Here is a 23677-nt window from a genome sequence, read left to right on the forward strand (position 1 = left end):
CACACACATTGTTTTTGTGGTGGTGTGGGTCGGGTAACACGAGTAAACACGATGATGACTGGTGATTGCTGGTTTGTGTGTTCGCGTCCATTGTTGGTAGACTTGTTTTTGGTTTCCTGCCACACGGTATGATCTTCTCCCTTTCCTTTATGGTTGTGGGTGTGGGGATTGTGTGTGGTTGTGGTTTTGCGGTGGTTATAGCGGTGGGGAAACGCCCGGATCCTTTCCGAACCCGGTTAGCTAAGCCTGCCAGCGCTGATGGTACTGCACCCTAGGGGGTGTGGGAGAGTAAGTCACTGCCGCAATGTTTTGTATGGTTGAGAGGCCCTGATCCCCTTGTGTGGGGGTTGGGGCCTTTCCCTATTCACCAGACGCAACCCCCTGCCCTGGTGGCCAGGGTGGTGGTCGTGAGGACCTCGAACTGCCTCCGCCGGCAGGCCCGTTCCTGAGGAGCATTCTCTTATTCGCCGAGTCGTGAGGGCTTCGAACCGCATTCACGAACAGAAGCGAATTCGCTTTTCGGTAGATGCGCGACCGTTGGGCAATTCTCAGTGCACCATCCGTGATTGTGCAGTCGGACGCTGCGCGCCCCTGTGGCAGATGAGTGGTCGCGGCATCCGGGATGTGTTCAGCTCGCGTCTCAGAATCCGATTGCCGTGGCGAGCCGGAGGATCGTGGGATATACACTGCCGAGCATGTCACTTCATCCCGCACTTGTGCCCATTTACGAAACGGTTCTGCACAGGAACCCTGGGGAGTCCGAGTTCCACCAGGCCGTGCACGAAGTGTTCCAGAGCCTCGGCGCAGTCGCGGAACGTCACCCCGAGCTGGTGGACACCGGCGTCATCGAGCGCCTGTGCGAACCCGAGCGTCAGATCATCTTCCGTGTGCCGTGGGTCGACGATGCCGGCCGCGTGCAGATCAACCGGGCCTTCCGCGTCGAGTACAACTCCGCGCTGGGCCCCTATAAGGGCGGACTGCGGTTCCACCCCACCGTCTACCTGGGGATCGTGAAGTTCCTCGGCTTCGAGCAGATCTTCAAGAACGCCCTCACCGGCATGCCGATCGGCGGCGGCAAGGGAGGCTCGGACTTCGACCCCAAGGGCAAGAGCGACAACGAGATCATGCGCTTCTGCCAGTCCTTCATGACGGAGATGTACCGTCACCTGGGCGAGCACACCGACGTCCCCGCGGGCGACATCGGCGTGGGCGGCCGGGAGGTCGGCTACATGTTCGGGCAGTACAAGCGGATCACCAACCGCTATGAGGCCGGTGTGCTGACCGGCAAGGGGCTCGACTACGGCGGTTCGATGGTGCGCACGGAGGCGACGGGGTTCGGCCTCGTGTACTTCGTCCGGGAGATGCTCGCGGCCCGCGACCTCGACCTCAGCGGCAAGACCGTGAGCGTCTCCGGATCGGGGAACGTGGCCATCCACGCCGCGATCAAGGCGCAGGAGCTGGGCGCGACGGTCGTGGCCGCCTCGGACTCGCAGGGCTACGTCCACGACATGGACGGCCTCGACATCGACCTCCTCACCGAGATCAAGTTCACCCGCGGGGAGCGGATCTCCGCCTATGCGGACGAGCGCTCCTCGGCGACCTACCATGCGGCCGGCAGCGTGTGGAACCTGCCCGTCGACATCGCGCTGCCCTGCGCGACCCAGAACGAGCTCGACGAAGAGGGGGCGAAGACCCTCGTCTCCAACGGCGTGCTCGCCGTGGCGGAGGGTGCGAACATGCCGTGCACCCCGGGTGCGATCAAGGTCTTCAGCGAGGCCGGGGTCCAGTTCGGGCCAGGGAAGGCCGCCAACGCGGGCGGTGTCGCCACCTCCGCGCTGGAGATGCAGCAGAACGCCTCCCGCGATTCGTGGAGCTTCAAGCGCACGGATGCGAAGCTCGACGAGATCATGACGGGCATCCACGCCGCGTGCGCGCAGGCGGCGGCGGAGTTCGGCTCGCCCGGTGACTACGTGACCGGTGCCAACATCGCGGGCTTCCAGCGTGTGGCCCGCGCGATGGTGGCCCAGGGCGTCGTCTGAGGCCCGGCGTCGAGTATGTGCGCCATCGGCCGAACGCAGCTGCGGTGCGGTCCGAGCCGCTGTGAGAGCACAACCGTCGTCTGAGCGCAGCTGGAGCGTGAGTTCAGGCTTCGGCTGAGCGTGCTCGCAGATGCTGTACAGGTCCAGGAGGAGGCGTCCCGCCGGTGCGGGGCGCCTCCTTCGTCATCCTCCTCCGGAACGCGGCGCTGGAGCGGCGGGTTCCGGAGGTCCGATGCTGAGAAGCGGAGGCGAGCTGTTGCTGCGGCGGTGCGGTGGGGTGGGGTGGCGGAGGGTCCGGCAGCGTGAAGCGGCGTCACCGGCGGACGGGGCTGTGGTACCCGTCGTCCCATCGCACGAGCGGAGCGCGCGGCGGGGCGGCCACCGGCCCCAGCGCTGTCACCGTGCCGATCACGAGGTCGTGCGTGGCGGCTTCGAAGCGCTCCGCGATCGCGAGATCGAACCATGCCGCACAGTCCGAGACGACAGGCGCACCCGAGGGTGCCTCGAACGTCGCCACGGTGTCGAGCGGCCCGCGGAGCGGCTGTCCGGGCTCGCCCAGCCACTGCGCCGTGCCCTTCTGCTCCGCGGTGAGGATGCTGAGGGAGAAGGCCCCGACGGAGGCGAGCGATTCGGCCATGCGCGAGCCGCCGTACACGCTGACGGCCATGGTGGGCGGATCGTAGGACACGTCGAGGAAGGAGTCGACGGTGATCGCATGGCGCAGGCCGCGCCGGTTCACTCCGAGGACTGCGACCGGCCGCGGCATGTGACCGGCGAGGCGCCGGTACTCCTCCGCGAACGCCGGGTCGTCCGCCTGCGCCGCGATCCGTAGAGAGGCTGCGGTCCCCGTCCCGAGGGAGGACACGGCCTCGTCGCCCGCGCCCGCACCGCCGCCGGCCTGGGAACGCGACGGTCCGGCAAGCGGGGTGTGAGCGATCTGCGGTCCCGCTGCACGACGAGGCTCCTCGCGCGGTCCTAGAATGGGTGCCATGTCTGAAACCTATCCCGCCGGCGGAGGGTCCGCGACCCTCGACCGCCTCGAACAGGAACAGCTCGTCGAGCCCGGTGACCACGAGCGCTTCTCCCACTACGCGCCCAAGGACAAGATCATGGAGGCCATGATCAACGGCACCCCGATCGTGGCGCTCTGCGGCAAGGTCTGGATCCCCTCGCGTGACCCCGAGCGCTTCCCCGTGTGCCCCAGGTGCCGGGAGATCTTCGAGACGATGCCCGAAGGACCGCAGGAGTAAATGAGGGCACAGCGTGTTCCCGGCACACATGCCGCCGAGCAGCTGCCGCCGGCCTTCCCCGAGCGTGCCGCATGGGGCACGGCCGGAAAGCTGCGCGCATGGCAGGCGGAGGCGCTCGAACGCTATTTCTCGCAGTCCCCGCGTGACTTCCTCGCCGTCGCGACCCCGGGCGCGGGCAAGACGACCTTCGCCCTCCGGCTGGCGGCCGAGCTGCTCGCCCGGCGCATCGTCGACCGGGTGACCGTCGTCGCCCCCACCGAGCACCTCAAAGTGCAGTGGGCCGACGCCGCCGCCCGCGTGGGCATCAAGCTCGATCCGCACTTCCGGAACGCCCAGGGCCGTCACGCCCCGGGCTTCCACGGGGTCGCGCTCACCTATGCGCAGGTGGCGGCCAAACCCGCCCTGCACCGCAACCGCACGGAGGCCGCGCGGACCCTCGTGATCCTCGACGAGGTCCACCACGCCGGCGACGCCCTCTCCTGGGGCGACGGCGTGCGCGAGGCCTTCGAGCCCGCGCGGAGGCGGCTGGCCCTCACCGGCACGCCCTTCCGCTCGGACACCTCGCCCATCCCCTTCGTCACGTACGAGGAGGACGCCGAAGGCATCCGCACCTCCAAGGCCGACTACACGTACGGCTATGCCGATGCACTCTCGGACGGGGTGGTGCGGCCGGTCCTGTTCCTCGCCTACGCCGGAGAGATGCGCTGGCGGACCAAGGCCGGAGACGAGATGTCCGCCGTCCTGGGCGCCGAGGCGACGAAGGACATCCACTCCCAGGCCTGGCGCACGGCGCTCAACCCGGACGGGGAGTGGATCCCCGCCGTGCTCAGCGCGGCAGACAAGCGGCTCACCGAGGTGCGCCGCACCGTGCCGGATGCCGGCGGCCTCGTGATCGCCACGGACCAGACCACCGCGCGCGCCTATGCGAGCCGGCTCCGGGAGATCGCCGGCGAGCCGGTGACGGTCGTCCTCTCCGACGAGGAGGGAGCGAGCCAGCGCATCGAGGAGTTCCAGCAGTCCACCCGGCGGTGGATGGTGGCCGTCCGCATGGTCTCCGAGGGCGTCGACGTGCCCCGGCTGGCGGTGGGCGTCTACGCGACCTCATCCTCGACCCCGCTGTTCTTCGCACAGGCGATCGGACGCTTCGTCCGCGCCCGCAAGCGTGGTGAGACCGCCTCGGTCTTCCTGCCGAGCGTGCCCGTCCTCATGGCGCTCGCGAACTCCTTGGAGATGCAGCGTGACCACGCGCTCGACCGCAAGCCGGACCCGGACGACGACGGCCTCATCACGTTCGACGACGACGAGCTCGAGCGTGCCAACCGGTCCGAGAGCGCGAGTGCCGACCTCCTCGGCTCGTTCGAGGCGCTGGACTCACAGGCGAGCTTCGACAAGGTGCTCTTCGACGGCGGCGAGTTCGGTGCGGGCGGCGCCGTCGGCTCCGAGGACGAGATGGACTTCATCGGCATCCCCGGGCTCCTCGAACCGGACCAGGTCTCCGCGCTGCTGCGCAAGCACCAGGCCGAGCAGCAGACCCGGCGCTCGCGCGAGGTGGTCGAGGCCCCGGCTCCCACTGCGGCGACGGACGAGTTCGAGCACCGCGCGCTCAAGGAGGACCGGAACCGGCTGCAGAGCCTCGTGGGCGCATGGTCCCGGCGGACCGGCAAACCGCACAGCACCGTGCACGTGGACCTCCGGAAGGCCTGCGGCGGGCCCGCTGTCGCCGAGGCCACTCCGCAGCAGGTCCGCGACCGGATCACGAAGCTCGAGTCCTGGTTCATCGGACGCGGCTGAGGGCCGGCCGCGTCCGAGCGCTCGCGTAGGCGCACAGCCGGACGCGGACGGCCCCGGCCGGGAAGGCGGCCGCGGAGGGGCTGAGCACTCAGTCGTCCCGCTGAGCGCTCAGCCCTCGCGGCAGGCGGGCAGTCTCAGCCCTCATAGAAGACCGTGGGGATCGCCGGCTCGCCGTCCTGGAGGCGGCGGGCCGTGCGCGGCAGCTCCGCGATGGAGGCTGCGTGCCGCTCCTGTGCGCGCCGCACCCCCTCCGCGCCGGTGAAGGCGTCGTCGATCTCGCCGTTGCGCACGAGGTCGACGAGGAGCTCGCGACCGTCGGCGAGCTCGGCGGGCAGCTGCGGGATGCCGATCGCCTCCTCCGTCGCGATCCCCGAGTCGAGGACGCGGAGGGCCTGCTTGCGTCCGCCGCGGCTGGACTTCGCGGAGGCGGTCTTCGCGACGGCAACCCATTCCGGCTCGCCCGCGCCCTCGGTGCCGCCGGCCACGGTTCCATCGGCCTCGGCGCCGCCCGCTTCGGTTCCGTCCGCCCCGGGCCCCGACCCGCCCGCCCGGGCGACGAGCTTGTAGACGAGGTTCGCGGTGGGATGGCCCGAGCCGGTCACCACGCGCGTGCCCACGCCGTAGGAGTCGACGGGGGCGGCGGCGAGCGCGGCGATCGCGTACTCGTCGAGATCGCTCGTGACCGTGATGGTGGTCTCGACGGCGCCCAGCTCGTCGAGCTTGGCCCTGACCTCGGCCGCCTGGATCCCCAGATCGCCTGAGTCGATGCGCACACCGCCCAGACCGGTGCCCGCGACCTCGATCGCGGTCCGCAGCGCCGCGTCCACGTCATAGGTGTCCAGCAGCAGCGTGGTGTCCCGGCCCAGCGAGGCCACCTGCGCCTCGAAGGCCTCGCGCTCCGTGTCGTGGACGAGGGTGAAGGAGTGCGCGCTCGTGCCCAGGGTGGGGATGCCGTACGCCATGCCGGCCTCCAGATTGGAGGTGGCGCTGAATCCCGCGACGGCGGCGGCGCGTGCCGCAGCCACAGCCGCGATCTCGTGGGTGCGGCGCGAACCCATCTCCGCGAGCGGCCGTCCGCCCGCCGCATTCGCCATCCGCGAGGCGGCCGAGGCCACCGCGGTGTCGTGGTTGAGGACGGAGAGGATCATCGTCTCGAGGACGACCGCATCGGCGAACGTCCCCTCGACCGTCATGAGCGGGGACCCGGGGAAGTAGACCTCACCCTCGGCATAGCCGCGGATGGTGCCCGTGAACCTGTATTCGCGCAGGTAGTCGAGCGCCGCGGAGCCGACGACCCGGCGCTTAGCGAGGAAGTGGAGCTGCTCGTCTGCGAAGCGGAAGTCCTCCAGCAGCTCGAGCACGCGCCCCGTGCCCGCCACGACGCCGTACCGGCGGCCGGCGGGCAGCCTCCTGCCGAACACCTCGAAGATGCTCCGGCGGTGCGCTGTGCCGGACTGCAGGGAGGCCTGCAGCATCGTGAGTTCGTACATGTCCGTGAGCAGCGCAGAGGTGTGCGGGCCGGCCGTGAGAACGCTCATAGGCCAGATCCTAGAACACCGGGGTCCCCCTCTCCCGTGTTGCCCGTAGAGTGGAGCACGTGACTGAGCAAGAGGGAGCGACAGCTGTCGCCGAGCCCCGGACCGACCCGGTGCCGGCCCCGGCCAAGGACCTGCCGTGGACGACGATCGTGCTCAACGATCCCGTGAACCTCATGAGCTATGTGGAGTTCGTCTTCCGCGAGTACTTCCGCTACAGCCGTGCGAAGGCGCATCGGCTCATGCTGGAGGTCCACGAGCAGGGTCGCAGCCGTGTCTCGACGGGCTCGCGCGAGCAGATGGAGACCGATGTGCAGGCCATGCACGGCTACGGGCTCTGGGCCGAGTGCAGGCCGGCCGAGGACGCCTCGGGCTGGGGCGGTCCCGAAGGCGCCCCGGACGGTCCCGGCGACGGCGCGGACGGCGGGGGGCGCCGATGAGGATCCTCACCGACCGGATCTCCTCCGGCACGCTCGGCCTGGAGATGGAGAGCGGTGAGCACCGCATCCTCCTCGCACTGCTCACCGATGTGTCCCAGCTCCTCTCACAGGACATGCCGGATCCGCCGGCGGACCCCTTCGAGCGCCTGGTGGGGCACCTCGATCCCGACCAGCACGTCACGCGTCCCGAGGATCCCGCGCTCCTGCGGCTCCTGCCCGATGTCGACTCCTCCGATCCGGAGCGTTCGGCGGAGTTCCGTCGGCTCACGGAGACGGATCTCAGGGAGGACAAGCTCCACCGGATCCGGGTGGTGCTCGAATCGCTGCGGACCGCGGAGGTCAGGCCCGCCTCGGGCGCGCGGACGGCAGAGCTCGACCGGGACACGGCGCTGGCCTGGATGCGGGTGCTCACGGATGTGCGCCTCGTCCTGGCCTCGCGGCTCGAGATCACGGACGAGGAGGACGCGGAGCGGATCCTCTCCGGGACGGAGGAGCACGGCGATGCCGTCGAGGCCGTCATCAGCCTCTACGAGCTGACCTCCTGGTTGCAGGAGCACCTCACGGAGTTCGCGGCGCTGGGACTGCCCGATGACGGCGGGGACGGAGACCGCGCATGATGCGGCTGACCGCGGTGGGGACCTCGGGCTCGTTCGCCGGACCGGCCTCGGCCGCCAGCTGCTACCTCGTGGAATGGGAGGAGGGGGAGCGGAGCCGCGCCGTGCTCCTCGACCTGGGCTCGGGCGCGCTGGGGCCCCTGCAGGCCCATATCGACCCGGATGCGCTCGATGCCGTCGTGCTCTCGCACCTGCACCCGGACCACTGCTTCGACATCGCCGGGCTATACGTGCACCGGCGCTACTCCCCGTGGGCGCTCGCGGCGCAGGAGGAGAGCGGCGCGGTCCGTCCGCCCCTCGACGTCTGGGCCCCGGAGGGTGCCGAGGCGCGCCTGACCGCGGCCTACCACACCGACCCCGGACGCAGCCCGCGCGCCGCCGAGGCCCATCCCACGGACCTCACCGGGGCCTTCGCGTTCCACGAGATGCGCGAGGGGCAGGGGTTCTCGGTGGGCGGCGTGCGATTCGAGCCGTTTCTCGTGGAACATCCCGTCGAGTGCTACGCCCTGCGCCTCACCGGGGCCGAGGGGGAGGTGCTCGCCTATTCGGGCGATTCGGACGCCTGCCCCGGTCTGGTGGAGGCCGCGCGGGGAGCGGATCTCTTCCTGTGCGAGGCCGCGTACCAGGAGGGCCGCGACACCGTGCGCGGGGTGCACCTCACGGGCCTGCGCGCCGGCGAGACCGCGGCCGAGGCCGGGGCCGGGACGCTCGTGCTCACCCACATCCCGCCCTGGACCGGTGAGGAGACGGTCGCCGCCGAGGCGAGAGGCGTCTTCCCCGGCCCCGTCGAGATCGCGCGGCCGGGGCGGAGCTGGACCGTGAACGCGCACGGCGCCGAGGCGACCACGGCGGTGCCCGTCGAGGCTCCGGGACAGGCGGACCGGCAGCCCGGTCGGGCCGGCCTGACCGACGAGCCGGCCCCGCAGCACCACCGACAGATGCAGCACCACCGACAGAGAGGACCCCGATGACGACGACCCGCTTCGACGGACGCACCCCCGACCAGCTCCGCGAGGTCCGCATCACGCGCGACTGGCTCGACCACGCCGAGGGCAGCGTCCTCGTGGAGTTCGGCCGCACGCGCGTGCTGTGCGCGGCCTCGCTGAGCGAGGGCGTGCCCCGCTGGATGAAGGGCTCGGGCAAGGGGTGGGTCACCGGCGAGTACGCCATGCTGCCCCGGGCCACGCACACCCGCTCCTCGCGCGAGTCCGTCAAGGGGAAGGTGGGCGGCCGCACGCACGAGATCTCGCGCCTCGTGGGCCGCAGCCTCCGCGCCGTCGTGGACATGGCCAAGCTGGGGGAGAACACCCTCCAGCTCGACTGCGACGTCCTGCAGGCCGACGGCGGCACCCGGACCGCCGCGATCACGGGGGCCTACGTCGCGCTGGCCGATGCGATCGACACCGGCCGCCGGCGCGGATGGATCCCGGCGGCGGTGGACCCGCTGAAGGATTCGGTCGCGGCGATCAGCGTGGGCATCGTGAACGGCGTTCCCGTGCTCGACCTCCCGTACGAGGAGGACTCACAGGCGGAGACGGACATGAACGTCGTCATGACGGGCTCGGGCGCCTTCGTCGAGGTCCAGGGCACGGCGGAGGGGCAGCCCTTCGACCGCGCCGAGCTCGGCAGCCTCCTCGACCTCGCCCAGCACGGCTGCGCGCAGCTCGCCGAGCTCCAGCGGACGGCACTGGCCGAGCCCCGCCGTGCCTGAGGGAGGATCGATCATGCCGGAGCAGTCCCCGTCAGGGCAGCCGCTCTCCCTCCCGCCGCTCACGGAGGTCGTCCTCGCCACCCGCAACGAGGGCAAGCGCGTCGAGCTCGAGGCTCTCCTCACCGCGACGCTGCCCGGGACGGTGCGGGTGCGCTCGGCCGCCGAGCTCGACCTGCCCGATGTCGTCGAGGACGGCATCACCTTCGCGGAGAACGCCCTGCTCAAGGCGCGTGCGGCAGCCCGGCTCACCGGTCTCCCCGCACTCGCCGACGACTCCGGGCTCGCGGTCGACGTGCTCGGGGGAGCGCCGGGGATCTTCTCCGCGCGCTGGTCCGGGACCCACGGCGACGACGCCGCGAACAACGCGCTGCTGCTGGCCCAGCTCGCCGATGTGCGCGAGGAGCACAGGGGTGCGGCGTTCGTGTGCGCCGCGGCCTTCGTGCACCCGGACGGTTCCGAGCTCGTGTGCCACGGCCGCTTCGCAGGCACCCTCCTGTCCGCGCCCCGCGGGGAGAACGGGTTCGGCTACGACCCCCTGTTCCTGCCCGCGGGCGGCGAGCGCACGGCCGCCGAGCTCGACCCCGAGGAGAAGAACCGGGTCTCGCACCGGGCGCTCGCCTTCCGGGAGCTCGCCGCCGAGCTCCGGCGCGCCGTACGCGGCTGAGGGCGGCTGCGCATTGCGCGCCGTGCCCCGTGGGGCGCAGCCTCCCGGGTGGGCTCTGCCCCCGGCCGTCCCCGGCCCGGGCCGGGGACGGCCGGAGCGGAGCGCTCCCGTGCGGTCCGGACTCCGGACCGCACGGGCTCCGGGTCAGGCTTCCGTTAAACTGTGGCCCGCCCCACATTCGAGTCCGTCCCGCCTGCCGGGACGGTGCAACCGCAGGAGAAGCATGTCCCGTCCGATCCTCCTCACCGCAGCACTGGCAGCTGTCGGGCTGCTGGCCGCCGGCTGCAGCGCCGGCAGCGGAAGCACCGGCGGCTCCGGTGGGGGCGAGACGCGCACCGACATCGTCATCGCCCATACGGCCGAGCCCACCAACCTCGACTTCACCACGACCTCGGGTGCGGCGATCCCGCAGGCGCTCATGGAGAACGTCTACGAATCGCTCGTGCGCATCGACCAGAGCGGCGAGGTCCAGCCCGCGCTCGCGAAGTCCTGGGAGCTCAGCGACGACCGCCTCACCTACACCTTCCTGCTCGACGAGAACGCGACCTTCTCCACCGGCGATCCGGTCACGGCCGAGGACGTGAAGTTCTCCTACGAGCGCGTGGTCTCGGATGACTGGACGAACGCGCTCAGCGCCAAGATGGACATCATCGAGACAATCGAGACCCCGGACGAGCACACCGTCGAGATCACCCTCGAGCGCCCCTCGAACGGCTGGCTGTTCGAGCTCGCCTCGCTCGTCGGCGCGGTGTTCTCCCCGGACGGGGTGGGCGATCTCGCGAACGAGGCGGTGGGCAGCGGTCCCTACACCGTCGAGAAGTTCACCCGCGGCCAGGAGATCGTCTTCGCCAAGCGCGACGACTACGCCGGTGCCGCGCCGGGCACCCTCGACGAGGTGACATTCCGCTACTTCGGCGACGCCGTCGCCGCCGCGAACGCGCTCAAGTCCGGGCAGGTGGACGTCATCGGCAGCCTTCAGGCCCCCGAGCTCACCGCCGAGTTCGAGGCCGATGACACCAAGCAGGTCATCGAGGGCACCACGAACGGCGAGGTGCTGCTCTCGATGAACAACGCCGAGGGCGTCTTCTCCGACCAGCGGGTGCGCGAGGCCGTCCTCCACGGCATCGACGAGCAGGCCGTGCTCGACACCGCGTGGGGCGGCAAGGGCACGCTCATCGGCGGCATGGTCCCGCCCACGGACCCCTACTACGAGGACCTCACGGACGTGTGGCCCACGGATGTGGAGCGGGCGAAGGAACTCATCGCCGAGGCCGGCGTCGAGGGAGAGAGCATCTCCTTCACCGTCCCCTCCCTGCCCTATGCGCAGGCCTCGGCGGAGATCGTCGCGGCCCAGCTGGGCGAGATCGGGCTGAACGCGGAGATCGAGACCCAGGAGTTCCCCGCCGTCTGGATCGAGCAGACGATGACGGAGAAGGACTACGACATGAGCGTCGTCAACCACGCCGAGGCCCGTGACCTCCTCACGGTGTTCGGCGAGGGCTACTACACCGGCTATGACACCAGCCGGATCGCCGACACCGCGCTCGCCGCCGATCAGGGCAGCGAGGAGGAGTACGTCGAGGGGATGAAGGAGGTCGCGCGCACGATCACGGAGGACGCCGCGGCGGGCTTCCTGTTCCTCTTCCCCAACCTCATCGTCGCCGATGCCGCCGTCACCGGACTGCCGGAGAACGCCGTCTCGGACGCCTTCGCCATCTCCGGACTGGGCTGGTCCGAGGGCTGAGGTGAGCGCACTCCTGAGCAGGCTCCTGCAGTTCCTGCTGACCGTGTGGGCGGCCACCGTCGTCGTCTTCGCGCTCATGCAGGTGCTCCCGGGCAACGCCGCCCAGGTCGCGGCGGGCCTGCAGGCGACGCCTGAGGACGTGGCCCGGATCGAGGCCGAGTTCGGCCTCGACCGGCCGCTGCCGGTGCAGTACCTCGACTGGGTCGGCGGCATGCTGCGCGGTGATTTCGGCACTTCGTACGTCACGCACGTGCCCATCAGCCCGCTCATCGCCGACAGCGTCCAGGTGACGCTCATCCTCGTCCTCGCCTCGATGGCGGTGGCGCTGCTCATCGCGGTGCCGGTGGGCAGCACAGCTGCCCTGCTGCGGGGCAGAGCCGCGGGCGCGGTGCTCTCCGGGCTGAGCCAGGTGGGGGTCGCGGTGCCGAACTTCCTCGCGGCGATCCTCCTCGTCATGGTCTTCTCGCTGGGCCTGGGCTGGTTCCCCTCCTCCGGCTGGCAGGCCCCCATCGAGGGCTTCGGCGGGTTCCTCTCCCACCTCGTCCTCCCGGTGCTGGCGCTCGCGCTCGTGCAGGCGGCGATCCTCACCCGCTATGTGCGTTCGGCCGTGCTCGAGGTGCTGCGCGAGGACTATCTGCGCACGGCGCGGGCCAAGGGACGCACCGCTGCCGGCGCACTCGCCGTGCACGGCCTCCGCAATGCCGCGATCCCCGTCATCACGGTGGCCGGGGTGCAGCTCGCAACCCTCCTGGTGGGTGCGGTCGTCATCGAGCAGGTGTTCGTCCTGCCCGGGATCGGCTCCGAGCTCATCCGCGCGGTGCAGAACCGCGACCTGCTCACGGTGCAGGGCATCGTCATGGTGCTCGTGCTCATGGTGCTCGTGCTCAACCTCGTCATCGACCTCCTGTACACCGTGCTCGACCCTCGCGTGAGGAGCCGCTCATGAGCGCGCCGCGATCCGCCGTCGAGGCGCTGCCGGACCCGGTCGCACCCGCTGCGCCGGGGCCGGCCTCGCCGACGGCCTCCCGGCGCTCCCGGAGGGCCGACCTCACCCTCGTCACGGGCGCCGTGCTCGTGGGGCTCGTGGTGGTGCTCGCGCTCGTCTCCTTCGTGTGGACGCCGTACGACTACGCCGCGCCGGATCCCGCCGCCCGGCTGCAGGGGGTGAGCGCGGCGCATCCCTTCGGCACGGACCGCTACGGCCGGGACACGCTCACCTGGATCATGATGGGCGCGCGCATCACCCTGCTCGTGGGACTCATCGCGGTGGTCATCGCGCTCGTGGTCGGCGTGCCGCTGGGAGTGCTCGCGGGCATGACGCGGATCCGCTGGCTGTCGGGCCTCGTCATGCGCGGCAGCGATGTGCTCCTGGCCTTCCCCGCGCTGCTGCTCGCGATCGTGTTCTCCGCGGTGTTCGGCCCCGGCACGGTGCCTGCCATGTGCGCGCTCGGCATCGCCGCGATCCCGGCCTTCGCCCGGGTGGCGCGCTCGGGGACGCTGCAGATCATGAGCCGCGAGTTCATCGCGGCAGCGCGGACGGCCAACCGCTCCCCGTGGGCGATCGCGGTGACCCATGTGCTGCCCAACATCGGCGGGCTCGTCGTCGTGCAGGCCTCCGTGGCCTTCGCGCTGTCCGTGCTCGCCGAGGCGGGGCTGTCCTTCCTGGGGCTGGGCACGCAGCCGCCCACCCCCTCGTGGGGGCGCATGCTCCAGGAGTCCCAGCAGTACCTGGGCACGGCCCCGGAGCTCGCGATCTTCCCCGGCGTGTTCATCGCGGTCGCGGTGCTGGGCTTCAACCTGCTGGGCGACGGGCTGCGGGACCGTCTGGATCCGACGCTGAGGGGGCGCGAATGAGACGCACCGATCCGCAGGCAGGCACGCCCCTGCTCACCGTCGAGGGCCTCACGATCGGCACGCGTGCGCGCACGCTCGTCGAACCGCTCTCCTTCGCGATCGGGGCCGGCGAGCGGGTGGGGCTCATCGGCGAATCGGGCTCGGGCAAATCGCTCACGGCCTCGGCGGTCATGGGCCTGCTCGCCTCCGAGCTCTCCGCCGCCGGGCGCGTGGAGCTCGCGGGAGAGGGCGGGAACCTGCTCGACCTCGATGAGCGCGCGCTCGCACGCCTGCGGGGCCGGCGCATGGGCATGGTGTTCCAGGAGCCCATGAGCGCCCTCAACCCCCTCATGCGCGTGGGGGACCAGGTCGCCGAGACCATGACCCTGCACGGCACCGCCCGCGGCAGGCAGGCGACAGCCCGTGCGGTGGAGCTGCTCGACCAGGTGCACCTGCCGGACCCCGCACAGGCCGCGCGAGCGTATCCGCACCAGCTCTCCGGCGGACAGCGGCAGCGGGTCATGCTCGCGGCGGCGCTGGCCAACTCGCCCGACCTCCTCATCTGCGATGAGCCCACGACGGCGCTCGACGTCACGGTGCAGGCGGCGGTGCTCGACCTCATCGACGAGCAGATCGCCGCGCGCGGCACGGGCCTGCTGTTCATCACGCACGACCTCGCGGTCGTCGCGCGGGTGTGTGAGCGCGTGCTCGTCATGCACGCGGGACGCGTGGTCGAGTCCGGGACGGTCGAGCAGATCTTCACCCGCCCGCAGCATGCGTACACGCGGGGCCTGCTCGCGGCCAGCGACCTCACCGCCACGGATGCCCGGGGCCGCCTCTTCACGATCCGGACCGCGGCCGAGTACCGCGGACCGGGAACACCGGAGCAGGCGGAGGCGGCGCCTCGGGCGGCGGAGTCCGGGGAGGCGGCGCCCACGGAAGCGAGGCCTTCAGATGCCGGCGAGGACGCACGGCCCCTCATCGAGATCCGGGGCCTGGAGAAGACGTATGTGCGCCGCGGCGGTCTCTTCCGCCGGCACGAGGTGCGGGCGCTGGCAGGCATCGACGTCTCGGTGATGCCCGGCGGACGGCTGGGCGTGGTGGGGGAGTCCGGCTCCGGCAAGACGACCCTGCTCTCGATCCTCGCCGGGCTGATCCCCGCGAGCGCGGGCACGGTGCGGGTGGGCGACGTCCTCGTTGACCCGCACGACGCGGCCGGCCTCGCCGCGATGCGGCAGGACCTCCAGGTGGTGTTCCAGGATCCCTTCGCCTCTCTCGACCCGCGCATGACGACCGAGGAGATCGTCGCCGAACCGCTGCGCTCCCTGGGCGCGGGTTCCGCGGAGCGCCGCAGGCGAGCGGCCGAGGTGGTCGAGGCGGTGGGGCTCGACCGTGACGCTCTCTTCCGCTATCCCCACCAGTTCTCCGGCGGTCAGCGGCAGCGGATCTCGATCGCGCGCGCACTCATCTGCCGTCCCCGGATCCTCGTCGCCGACGAGCCCGTCTCCGCGCTCGACGTCTCGGTCCGCGCGCAGGTGCTCAATCTGCTCTCCGACCTCGTCGACGAGTACGGGCTCACCCTCGTGTTCGTCTCCCACGACCTCGGAGTGGTCCGGCATCTGTGCGACGAAGTCGTCGTCATGCGCGGCGGGGAGCTGGTGGAGGCGGGCACTGTGGAGGCGGTCTACGACCGGCCGCAGCAGGAGTACACGCGCGCGCTCGTCGCGGCGACCCCCACGCTCGCAGGAGCGCTCGCGGCGCAGTAGCCGCACACGACAGGAACGGACGGTGACCCATGCATTCGCACACGGGCGGCAGCGACGCCGCAGCTCCTTCGACAGGTGCCGGCTCACCCGCCGGCGCGCCCTCGCTGCCCGGGCCGGGAACCGGAGGCGCCGAGCCCGCAGATCTGAGCGTCGCCGAGCTCACGCGGGCGTTCGCGGAGGGCGCGCTCACGCCCGAGGAGGCGCTGTCCTCCGTGCAGCGCCGCGTCGACGCCCTCGAACCGACGATCAACGCCCTGTGGGCGAGCGACCTCGCACCCGGCTCGCAGGCCTGGGCGGAGGCGGCCGCGGCGACCCGGCGCTACGCCGAGGGGAGGCCCTTGGGCCCTCTCGACGGCGTGCCCGTCACGGTGAAGGAGAACATCGCACGTGAGGGCGTCGCGGTGCCCTCGGGCCACGCCGCAGGAACCCCGCCCGTCGCCGGGGCCGATGCGCCCATCGTCGCGCGCCTGCGCGGCTCCGGTGCAGTGATCTACTCCTCCACGGTCATGCCCGACTGGGGCATGCTCTCCTCCGGGGTGTCCTCCCGCCACGGCATCACGCGCTCGCCCCTCGACCCCTCGCTCACGACAGGGGGCTCGTCCTCCGGGGCGGGCGCGGCGGCCGCAGCCGGGTACGGACCCGTCCACATCGGCACGGACATCGGCGGCTCGATCCGCCTCCCGGGCACCTGGCTGGGACTCGCGACCCTCAAGCCCAGCTTCGGCCGGGTCCCGCTGGACGCACCCTATCTGGGCCGCTGCGCCGGACCGCTGGCCCGCCGCATCGCCGATGTCCGGGCGGCCATGCAGGTGATCGGCCGTCCCGATCCCCGCGACTTCTCCGAGCTGCCGCCCTATGACGGCGACTACTCACGGCCGCTGTCCGGGGCCTCGGCGAGGCTCGCTGCAGCGGGGGATCGCCGCGTGGCAGTGGACCGTCCCGCAGCGGGGGACCGTTCGGCGCCGCTCGCGGGCCTGCGCATCGCCTGGCACACGGAGGCCGGCTGCGGGACGGAGACGGAGCCGGAGGTCGCCGAGGCGACGGCCGCCGCGGCCGCCCTGCTGGCCGAGGCGGGCGCCGAGGTGGTGGAGATCCCGCCCTTCATGGAGCCTGCGCTGCTCGCGGACGTGGACCGCTTCTGGCGGGTGCGCTCGTGGGCGGACTTCCGCCTGCTGAGCGCCGACGACCAGCGTCGGATCCTGCCCCATGTGGCACGGTGGTGCCAGCGGGGCGCGGATGTCTCCGCCGTCGAGCTCATGCGCTGCTACCACTCGATCCAGCGCATGCGGCAGGTGACGGTGGCCGCGACGATCGGCTACGACTTCGTCCTCTCGCCCGTGGCGCCCATGCGGGCCTTTCCCGCGGAGGATCCCATGCCCTTCGGCGATCCGGACCTGCCGATGACGCACATCGGCTTCACGGTGCCCTACAACATGTCCGAGCAGCCGGCCGCGACGGTGGACGCCGGCGCCTGCGCCGACGGCCGCCGCGTGGGCATCCAGGTGGCCGGACGACGCTTCGACGACGCCGGCGTGCTGAGCCTGGCAGAGGAGCTGGAGCGGCTGCTGGGCTGAGCCGGCGGGCTGAATCGTCGGGCCCGGGGCAGATTCCGGGCCAGGAACAGGCGGGCCGGAAGATCCGGCCCGCCTGCTCCTCAGGACGCCTCGCGCGCCTCAGTTCATGATGAAGTCGATGACGACGGCGTCGTCCTCGATCCGCGCGGTGCCCGAGGGTCCGAGATCCGCCTCGAGCTGGTACTTGTCGCCGTTCTCGGCCTCCACGACGGCCTCGACCCTGCCGCGATTGTCCTCCTCGGTGAAGAACGAGCCGGTCGAGGTCAGGGCGAGGGAGGACACCGTGATCGTCGGCATCTCCGCGAGGTCGTAGTCGACGCCCTCCGTCTTGAGCGTGTCGAACTGCTCCTTCTCGTCCTCGGAGGCGAAGGCGTCGCGGTCGAAGAAGCCGCACGCCGTCTCCAGCTTCTCCGAGTCGACGCACTCCTCGAGCTTCTTCTCCACGGCGGTCTGGACGTCCTTCGCGTACTCGTCCGTCGTGTGGATGCTGACGTCCAGAGCCGCGGGCTGCGGCTCCGGATCGGCGGCGAAGCCGAGGGAGATGTCCGCCTGCGCCGCTTCCGTGTACTTCGTCTCCTCCACTGCAGCACTGTAGGTGCCGGGCATGACGGCGTACTCGGTGCTGCCCGACTGGAGGGTGACGGGGACGTCGTTGACGCTCACGCCGTCGGTCTGGACGAGGTCGAGGGAGAGGGTCGGGAGCACAGGCGGGTCCAGCGCCCATTCGTCGAAGAAGATCCCGGTCCGGCCCGCCTTCTGGGCGGTGAGGGCCATCTCGTAGGCCTGTCCGTCGATCGAATAGGTCGCGGTGAGCTCTGCCCGGTCGCCGTCCACGTGCACCTCCGCGATCTGGGGCGCCTCGATGCCCGCAGCGGCGGCCGCGGTGATCTCCGGGGTGAGCAGGGAGGTGTCGGCGCCGTTGGGGACGGTGGCCTCGACGATGTCCTGGGCAGCCTCCAGATCGCCGGCGGCGACGGCGTCGAGGTACTCCTGCGCGATGACGTCGGGACCGTACTGGGTCCTGTTGACGTTCATCACGGTGATGATGCCCACAGCGACGAGGACGAGGACCACGCCGATCGCGCACAGCGAGAGGATGAGGGGCAGCCGGCGCTTCCTGCCGCGCTCGCGGGGGCGCCCCTGGTGCCCCGGAGCCGAGGGGTGCGGGCCCTCCTGCGGAGCGCCGGGGGCGCCTGCGAAGGCCGGGCCCGAGCCAGCGTACCCCGGTGCCGGAGCAGGGCGCGGGACGTCGCCTGCGGGCTGGGAGCCGGGGGAGTGCGGCGGCTTGGGCGGGATCGGGCCTTGCGAGCTCATCGTCTGACGCTCACCTTCACGACGGGGACATGCACGAGGTCAAGCTACCACCTGGGCGTGAATGCGGGTGTGTCGAGCGCGCGGGAAGAGGCAGGGAGAGGGATGATTGGGCACGATGTCTCAGGCTCCGAACCCTTCCCCCTCCGCCAGCCGCCACCCCATTGCGATCGGTGTGCTCGAAAGCGTGCGCGCCCTCGTCCTCGTCGCGGGCGCGAGCTTCCTCTGTGCCGCCGCCGCATGGTTCGTCGCCATCGCACAGCAGCAGCCCATCTCGGTGATCCCGGTCTGGGCCGGAGGCCTCATCGGCGCGGCGAGCGGCTGGGCGATGGAATCCGCGACGACGCTGCCTCCCACACTGCTCACCGCAGCCCTCGTCCTCGTCCTCGCCCAGGCCTTCGGCCGCACACGCCGGGCGCTCGCGGTGAATGCCGCACTCGTCCGTTCCGGGCGGATCCCGGAGGTCGAGCACGCCCGGGCCCTCGGCACGGGGGCCGTCGTGCTCACGAGTGCCGTCTGGCTCCTGCTGGCCGGTCTGCTGGTGGGACCGGGGACTGCCGGTCCGCTCGGCACGGCGCGCTTCCTCCTGGTCCTCGCCGCCGCGTTCGCACTCGCCTTCCTCACCGCAGGCCGGTCCGACAGGAGAGCCGCACGCAGAGCCGCACGCAGGCGGGGGTCCCGGAGCGCGACCCGTGCGGCGGGGGACCGTGAGAGCGCGGGCTGGGCGGAGACCCTGCGCACATGGGTGCAGCCGCGCCTCGGCGAGCAGTGGGGCGAGGCGGTCGAGGACGGGCTGCGGCTGACCGGCCGCACCTGGGCGGGGCTGGCGGTGCTCGCCCTCGTGCTGCTGGCCGCGGCGCTGGTGCTGGGCCGGCAGTCCGTCGCCGAGGCCCTGGCCGCCTACTCGGACCCCGTCGCCGCGGCGGTGGGCCTCGCCGCGGTGCAGGCGCTCTTCGGCCCGACGATCCTGCTGCTCGTGCTGTCCTGGGCCTCGGGCGCGGGCGTCTGGATGTCGGCGACGGTCCTGGCCTCGCCGGGCGCCGGCTTCGAGGGACCCGTGCCCGCTGTGCCCGTCCTCGCGGTCGTGCCCGCGCAGCCCCCGGCTTGGAGCGGCTTCCTCGTCATCGCGCTCGTGCTGACGGGGCTGGGAGCGGCGATCGGCCGGCGCGCCTGGGCCGAGCGGCTGGACTGGCGGACCGTGCTCGTGCACGTGTGCCTCATGGCGGCGGTGACCGCGGTCCTCGCACTCTTCTGCACCGGCGCGATCGGTCCCGACGGGCTCAGCCGCTTCGGTGCGCCCGTGGGCACCGCGACGCTGCTGATCACGGGCGCGACGGCGCTCGGCGCAACAGCGGGATGGGGGCTGCGCCTGCTCGCGGACCGCCGGGAGAGCTGAGCTCTCTCCTCTCTATCTGCCGAGTGAGCGGTTCCGGTCGGTTCTCGACGCTGAAACCGACAGGAACCGCTCACCCGTGGATTGGGAGGGAGGGGAGGAGGGAAGGGTTGGCCGGGACGAGGGCGCTCAGCTCAGGGACGCGGGCAGCGGCTGGCCGGTGACGCTCTCGAACCAGTCCGCGACGCCTGTGCCGTACTCGCTCTGGCACGTGGCCTGGGCCTGCTCCGTGATCGCGTGGGCGATGCACTCCTCGAACTCCTGGCGGATGGGCCAGATGGCCGCCGTCGCGACGGCGGAGATGAGCACATAGCCGGCGATGAGGAGGCCGATGATCCCCGTGACGAGGGCCTGCGGCGCCTGTCCCGCCCGCACGCCGGCGACGATGCTCATGACCGCGCAGACGATCGCAGCCAGGGCCAGGGCACCGGAGACGATGACGAAGGGCAGGGGCAGCAGCGAGGTGAGGACGGCGCCGGCGAGCAGGAGGGTGAGGATGAGTCCCAGCTTCACCGCACGCTTCTGCGGGGCGGTGGGGCCCTCGGGCTCCTGACCTCCCGGCTCCCCGGGGGAGTTCGAGCCGCCTGCACCGCCCTCGCCTGCCGAGAGGTTCGTGTCCTGCGCGTCGTCGGTCCTGTTCGGAGTGCTCACCGCCTCAGTCTCCCATACCTCGGGGCGCCCCCGGGGCCGGCACCCGCCCCGCTGCTGGTGTCCGCCCGCGCCTTGGCCCGCGCCCGTCCGCACCGTGGCCCGCGCCCGCCCGCGCTCCGGCCCGCACCCGCCGGCGTCTCGGCCCGCGCCCGCCTCGGCCTCTCCCGTACTAGACTGGGCCCGTGCGCTGCGTCCTCCTCGCCTCCGGATCCGGAACCCTCACCCAAGCCGTCCTCGACGCCTTCGTCCACACCGATGCCGGCGTGGACATCGCCGCAGTGGGCTCCGACAGGCCGCAGGCCGGCGTGCTCGAACGCGCGCGGGCCGCCGGGGTGGAGACGTTCTCCGTCGCCCCCGCCGATCACGCGGACCGGGACGCCTGGAACTCCGCGCTCACCGCTGCGGTCGCCGCCCACGAGCCCGACTGGGTCGTCTCCGCCGGGTTCATGCGCATCCTGGGGGAGGGGTTCGTGGGCCGCTTCGCCGGCCGGATCATCAACACCCACCCCGCGCTGCTCCCGTCCTTCCCCGGCGCGCACGGCGTCCGCGATGCGCTCGCCCACGGCGTGAAGGTCACGGGCACCACGATCCATCTGGTGGATGCGGGCACGGACACCGGCCCCATCATCGCCCAGTTCCCGGTGTCGATCCGCGAGGGCGAGGACGAGGACGCCCTCCACGAGCGCATCCGCGCGATCGAGCGGACCCGGCTCGTCGAGCTGCTGCGCCACCTGGCCGGCGGCTCCCTGGACGTGGACGGCCGCCGCGTGACGGGATGGACCCCGGCACCCTGACAGACCCTCCCGCCGGGCAGGTCAGCGTCCGGCGGGTCCGCCCGCGATCCCGCGAGTTCCAGGAGGACAGAACACCGTGACGTCAGCCCGCCCCATCCGCCGCGCCCTCATCAGCGTCTACGACAAGACCGGACTGGAGGACCTGGCGCGCGGCCTCCACGCCGCAGGCGTCTCGATCGTCTCCACCGGTTCGACCGCCGCCCGGATCGCCGAGGCCGGTGTGCCCGTGACCCCGGTCGAGGAGCTCACCGGCTTCCCGGAGTGCCTCGAGGGCCGCGTGAAGACCCTGCACCCCCGCGTGCACGCGGGCATCCTCGCGGACTCGCGGAAGCCCGAGCACCTCGCACAGCTCGAGGAGCTGGGCGTCGAGGCCTTCGACCTCGTGGTCGTCAACCTCTACCCGTTCACCCAGACCGTCGCCTCCGGCGCGGGCTACGACGAGTGCGTGGAGCAGATCGACATCGGCGGTCCCTCGATGGTCCGCGCCGCCGCGAAGAACCACCCCAGCGTCGCCGTCGTCACGGATCCCGGAGTGTACGCCGAGGTCGCCGAGGTCGCGGCGGGGGCCGGCTTCGACCTGACCCGGCGCACCGAGCTCGCTGCCGCGGCCTTCGCGCACACCGCCGCCTATGACGTCGCCGTCGCCTCGTGGCTCGCGGAGCAGACCGCGGACGAGGGCGAGATGCCCGGCTTCGCGGGCCTCGCCGGCGCCAAGTCCGCGGATCTGCGCTACGGCGAGAACCCGCACCAGGCCGCGGCCGTGCACGCGCTGCCGGGCGCCGGGGGCGCGGCGAACGCGGTCCAGCTGGGTGGCAAGGAGATGTCCTACAACAACTACCAGGACATCGACGCCGCGATCCGCGCGGCATACGATTTCGCAGACCCGGCGGTCGCGATCATCAAGCACGCGAACCCCTGCGGGATCGCGGTGGGCGCGGACATCGCGCAGGCCCACGAGCGCGCGCACGCGACCGATCCCGTCTCCGCATACGGCGGCGTGATCGCGGCGAACCGCGAGGTGACCCTCGCGATGGCGGAGTCCGTCAAGCCCATCTTCACCGAGGTCCTCGCCGCGCCGTCCTTCGCGCCCGAGGCCCTCGAGGTGCTGCGCGAGAAGAAGAACCTGCGCCTCCTCGAGCTGGGCGAGGTGCGCCGGGAGGCCGCCGAGATCAAGCCGATCTCCGGAGGCTTCCTCGTCCAGGAGCGCGATCTGCTCCAGGCGTCCGGCGACGATCCGGCGAACTGGACGCTCGCCGCCGGCGAGGCCGCGGACGCCGAGACCCTCGCGGACCTCGAGTTCGCGTGGCGCGCCTGCCGCGCGGTGAAGTCCAACGCCATCCTGCTGGCGAAGGACGGCGCCGCCGTGGGCGTGGGCATGGGCCAGGTGAACCGGGTGGACTCCGCCCGGCTCGCCGTCGAACGCGCAGGGGACGAGCGTGCGCAGGGCTCCGTGTGCGCCTCGGACGCCTTCTTCCCCTTCGCCGACGGCCCGCAGGTGCTCTTCGACGCCGGCGTGAAGGCGATCGTGCAGCCCGGCGGCTCCATCCGCGACGAGGAGGTCGTCGAGGCGGCGAAGGCGGCCGGGGTGACGATGTACTTCACGGGATCGCGCCATTTCTTCCACTGATTCCCCCGCTGCGCACCCCCGGCACGCCCGCGACGCCCTGCCGCGGACCGGTCGCGGCCGAGGATGGTTCTCGAAGCGCTGGATCTACTGGAAGCGCAGGTACTCCGATCCGACGCGCCGGGACTGGGTGCTGCTGGCGATCCTCCTGAGCGTGATCGCCGCGGTCGCGTGCTCGTTCGTGAGCTTCCGGCTGAGCGGACTGCTGCTGGCCGCGGTGCCCGCCGCGATGGGCCTCCTCCGGCTCACGGGCGGGGAATGGGCCGCCACGGTGCGCAACCGGGGGCGCGCATTCGATGCGACGCTGCTGCTGTGCACCGCGGCTCTGCTCGCCCTGCTCACGGTCACGGTCCCGGACTGAGCCGCGGGGCGGCGACAGCCCGAGGCGAGCACTGCTGTCGCCCTCGGCATCCTGTGAACCGCATGTGCGAAGGCCGCAGATACCGCGTACGGGAGTCGGCGCCGTTGCATTGCGACGCCCCACCTGGAATCGTCTGTGGGGAAGCCGCCGGACGAAGGCGGTCGCCCACAGACGAGGAGGTGCCGCATGGGATTCGGAGATCTTGCGAACAAGGCCAAGGACGCTCTCAACTCGGACAGAGGTGAGAAGATCTCGGACCAGGGTCTGGACAAGGTCGCCGCGGCAGCGGACAAGCTGACCGGCGGGAAGTACACCGAGCAGATCCAGAAGGGCCGCGATGCCGCCGATGAGAAGATCGGCAACCGCGGAGCCGAGGGCGGAGAGCCCGGCGCAGGCCGGGACGACCGCCGCTGAGGCGTCACCGCACACGAGAGAGGGCCGGCTCCCCGGAGGGGGGACCGGCCCTCGCCGCCTGATCGGGCCGACGTCCGGCCTGAGCCGCTGTGCGGCCTGAGCCATTGCTCGCCCGGGATCGCCGCCTGCCCCGGGATGCTCCCGCGAGGCCTTCTGCGAGTCTTCTGC

General features: G+C 71.7%; 22 protein-coding genes and 1 rRNA gene. 19 read left to right on the plus strand and 4 right to left on the minus strand.

Translation table 11 applies throughout. The features are described from left to right. Nucleotides 1-187: 187 nt before the first annotated feature. Nucleotides 188-305: ribosomal RNA gene (gene rrf, locus K318_RS0111275) — 5S ribosomal RNA — on the plus strand. A gap of 390 nt (nucleotides 306-695) precedes the next feature. Beyond that, nucleotides 696-2039 carry an NADP-specific glutamate dehydrogenase gene (gene gdhA / locus K318_RS0111280; RefSeq protein ID WP_029089564.1) on the plus strand — a complete coding sequence of 448 codons (1344 nt, stop codon included), beginning with the start codon at nucleotides 696-698 and terminating at the stop codon, nucleotides 2037-2039. Nucleotides 2040-2352: 313 nt separating this feature from the next. Here gdhA and K318_RS0111285 read toward each other — a convergent pair whose 3' ends face one another. Beyond that, on the minus strand, nucleotides 2353-3030 hold the full coding sequence (locus K318_RS0111285) for a flavin reductase family protein (protein ID WP_156913955.1): 678 nt from the start codon (nucleotides 3028-3030) through the stop codon (nucleotides 2353-2355). Here K318_RS0111285 and K318_RS0111290 point away from each other — a divergent pair. Continuing rightward, on the plus strand, nucleotides 3029-3289 hold the full coding sequence (locus K318_RS0111290) for a DUF3039 domain-containing protein (protein ID WP_029089566.1): 261 nt from the start codon (nucleotides 3029-3031) through the stop codon (nucleotides 3287-3289). The two genes, K318_RS0111285 and K318_RS0111290, sit on opposite strands and share 2 nt — an antisense overlap. Next, entirely contained in the window at nucleotides 3290-5080 is a 1791-nt protein-coding gene (locus K318_RS0111295) for a DEAD/DEAH box helicase (protein WP_029089567.1), read from the plus strand. 134 nt (nucleotides 5081-5214) lie between these two features. Here K318_RS0111295 and K318_RS0111300 read toward each other — a convergent pair whose 3' ends face one another. After that, entirely contained in the window at nucleotides 5215-6618 is a 1404-nt protein-coding gene (locus K318_RS0111300) for a nicotinate phosphoribosyltransferase (RefSeq protein WP_029089568.1), read from the minus strand. Between the two features lie 110 nt (nucleotides 6619-6728). Between K318_RS0111300 and clpS the strand changes: the two genes are divergently transcribed. The 10 genes from clpS to K318_RS21305 all read left to right on the plus strand — a co-directional run bounded on the left by clpS (nucleotide 6729) and on the right by K318_RS21305 (nucleotide 16961). After that, the gene (clpS, locus tag K318_RS24375) at nucleotides 6729-7055 is read left to right on the plus strand and encodes an ATP-dependent Clp protease adapter ClpS (protein ID WP_245579889.1); all 327 of its coding nucleotides are present in this window, start codon (nucleotides 6729-6731) and stop codon (nucleotides 7053-7055) included. Further along, on the plus strand, nucleotides 7052-7672 hold the full coding sequence (locus tag K318_RS21295) for a DUF2017 domain-containing protein (protein WP_051297910.1): 621 nt from the start codon (nucleotides 7052-7054) through the stop codon (nucleotides 7670-7672). Before clpS ends, K318_RS21295 begins: the two co-directional genes overlap by 4 nt. Next, on the plus strand, nucleotides 7669-8640 hold the full coding sequence (locus K318_RS21300) for an MBL fold metallo-hydrolase (RefSeq protein WP_342664209.1): 972 nt from the start codon (nucleotides 7669-7671) through the stop codon (nucleotides 8638-8640). The genes K318_RS21295 and K318_RS21300 overlap by 4 nt, the downstream gene beginning before the upstream one ends. Then, nucleotides 8637-9380 carry a ribonuclease PH gene (gene rph / locus K318_RS0111320; RefSeq protein ID WP_029089569.1) on the plus strand — a complete coding sequence of 248 codons (744 nt, stop codon included), beginning with the start codon at nucleotides 8637-8639 and terminating at the stop codon, nucleotides 9378-9380. The genes K318_RS21300 and rph overlap by 4 nt, the downstream gene beginning before the upstream one ends. Before the next feature lie 13 nt (nucleotides 9381-9393). Next, complete coding sequence (rdgB, locus tag K318_RS0111325; RefSeq protein WP_035281715.1) at nucleotides 9394-10044, plus strand: RdgB/HAM1 family non-canonical purine NTP pyrophosphatase; 651 nt, start codon at nucleotides 9394-9396, stop codon at nucleotides 10042-10044. A 223-nt stretch (nucleotides 10045-10267) separates the two neighbouring features. Then, nucleotides 10268-11788: an ABC transporter substrate-binding protein gene (locus K318_RS0111330; RefSeq protein ID WP_029089571.1), complete on the plus strand. Its 1521-nt coding sequence runs from the start codon at nucleotides 10268-10270 to the stop codon at nucleotides 11786-11788. Between the two features lies 1 nt (nucleotide 11789). Next, complete coding sequence (locus tag K318_RS0111335; protein ID WP_029089572.1) at nucleotides 11790-12734, plus strand: ABC transporter permease; 945 nt, start codon at nucleotides 11790-11792, stop codon at nucleotides 12732-12734. Continuing rightward, nucleotides 12731-13642 carry an ABC transporter permease gene (locus K318_RS0111340; protein ID WP_035281717.1) on the plus strand — a complete coding sequence of 304 codons (912 nt, stop codon included), beginning with the start codon at nucleotides 12731-12733 and terminating at the stop codon, nucleotides 13640-13642. The genes K318_RS0111335 and K318_RS0111340 overlap by 4 nt, the downstream gene beginning before the upstream one ends. Next, a complete protein-coding gene (locus K318_RS0111345; protein WP_029089574.1) occupies nucleotides 13639-15387 on the plus strand; it encodes a dipeptide ABC transporter ATP-binding protein in 1749 nt (582 codons plus the stop codon). Before K318_RS0111340 ends, K318_RS0111345 begins: the two co-directional genes overlap by 4 nt. 29 nt (nucleotides 15388-15416) lie before the next feature. Then, the gene (locus tag K318_RS21305; RefSeq protein ID WP_084500099.1) at nucleotides 15417-16961 is read left to right on the plus strand and encodes an amidase family protein; all 1545 of its coding nucleotides are present in this window, start codon (nucleotides 15417-15419) and stop codon (nucleotides 16959-16961) included. A 99-nt stretch (nucleotides 16962-17060) separates the two neighbouring features. Here K318_RS21305 and K318_RS0111355 read toward each other — a convergent pair whose 3' ends face one another. Continuing rightward, the gene (locus tag K318_RS0111355; RefSeq protein ID WP_029089575.1) at nucleotides 17061-18275 is read right to left on the minus strand and encodes a hypothetical protein; all 1215 of its coding nucleotides are present in this window, start codon (nucleotides 18273-18275) and stop codon (nucleotides 17061-17063) included. A 115-nt stretch (nucleotides 18276-18390) separates the two neighbouring features. Here K318_RS0111355 and K318_RS0111360 point away from each other — a divergent pair, with 115 nt between their 5' ends. After that, on the plus strand, nucleotides 18391-19668 hold the full coding sequence (locus K318_RS0111360; protein ID WP_029089576.1) for a cell division protein PerM: 1278 nt from the start codon (nucleotides 18391-18393) through the stop codon (nucleotides 19666-19668). A 126-nt stretch (nucleotides 19669-19794) separates the two neighbouring features. On the opposite strand, the gene K318_RS21310 is transcribed toward K318_RS0111360, so the two are convergent. Beyond that, the gene (locus K318_RS21310) at nucleotides 19795-20316 is read right to left on the minus strand and encodes a hypothetical protein (RefSeq protein ID WP_051297911.1); all 522 of its coding nucleotides are present in this window, start codon (nucleotides 20314-20316) and stop codon (nucleotides 19795-19797) included. A 182-nt stretch (nucleotides 20317-20498) separates the two neighbouring features. Between K318_RS21310 and purN the strand changes: the two genes are divergently transcribed. The 4 genes from purN to K318_RS21320 all read left to right on the plus strand — a co-directional run bounded on the left by purN (nucleotide 20499) and on the right by K318_RS21320 (nucleotide 23509). Further along, the gene (gene purN, locus K318_RS0111370; protein WP_029089577.1) at nucleotides 20499-21110 is read left to right on the plus strand and encodes a phosphoribosylglycinamide formyltransferase; all 612 of its coding nucleotides are present in this window, start codon (nucleotides 20499-20501) and stop codon (nucleotides 21108-21110) included. A gap of 76 nt (nucleotides 21111-21186) precedes the next feature. Beyond that, nucleotides 21187-22737 carry a bifunctional phosphoribosylaminoimidazolecarboxamide formyltransferase/IMP cyclohydrolase gene (gene purH / locus K318_RS0111375; protein WP_029089578.1) on the plus strand — a complete coding sequence of 517 codons (1551 nt, stop codon included), beginning with the start codon at nucleotides 21187-21189 and terminating at the stop codon, nucleotides 22735-22737. Between the two features lie 151 nt (nucleotides 22738-22888). Beyond that, nucleotides 22889-23095: a hypothetical protein gene (locus K318_RS24735; RefSeq protein WP_156913957.1), complete on the plus strand. Its 207-nt coding sequence runs from the start codon at nucleotides 22889-22891 to the stop codon at nucleotides 23093-23095. Between the two features lie 186 nt (nucleotides 23096-23281). Then, nucleotides 23282-23509 (plus strand): antitoxin, encoded by a 228-nt coding sequence (locus K318_RS21320; RefSeq protein ID WP_035281719.1) that lies wholly within the window; start codon nucleotides 23282-23284, stop codon nucleotides 23507-23509. Nucleotides 23510-23677: the final 168 nt, after the last annotated feature.

The organism is Brevibacterium album DSM 18261 (assembly GCF_000426445.1).
Lineage (GTDB): Bacteria > Actinomycetota > Actinomycetes > Actinomycetales > Brevibacteriaceae > Brevibacterium > Brevibacterium album.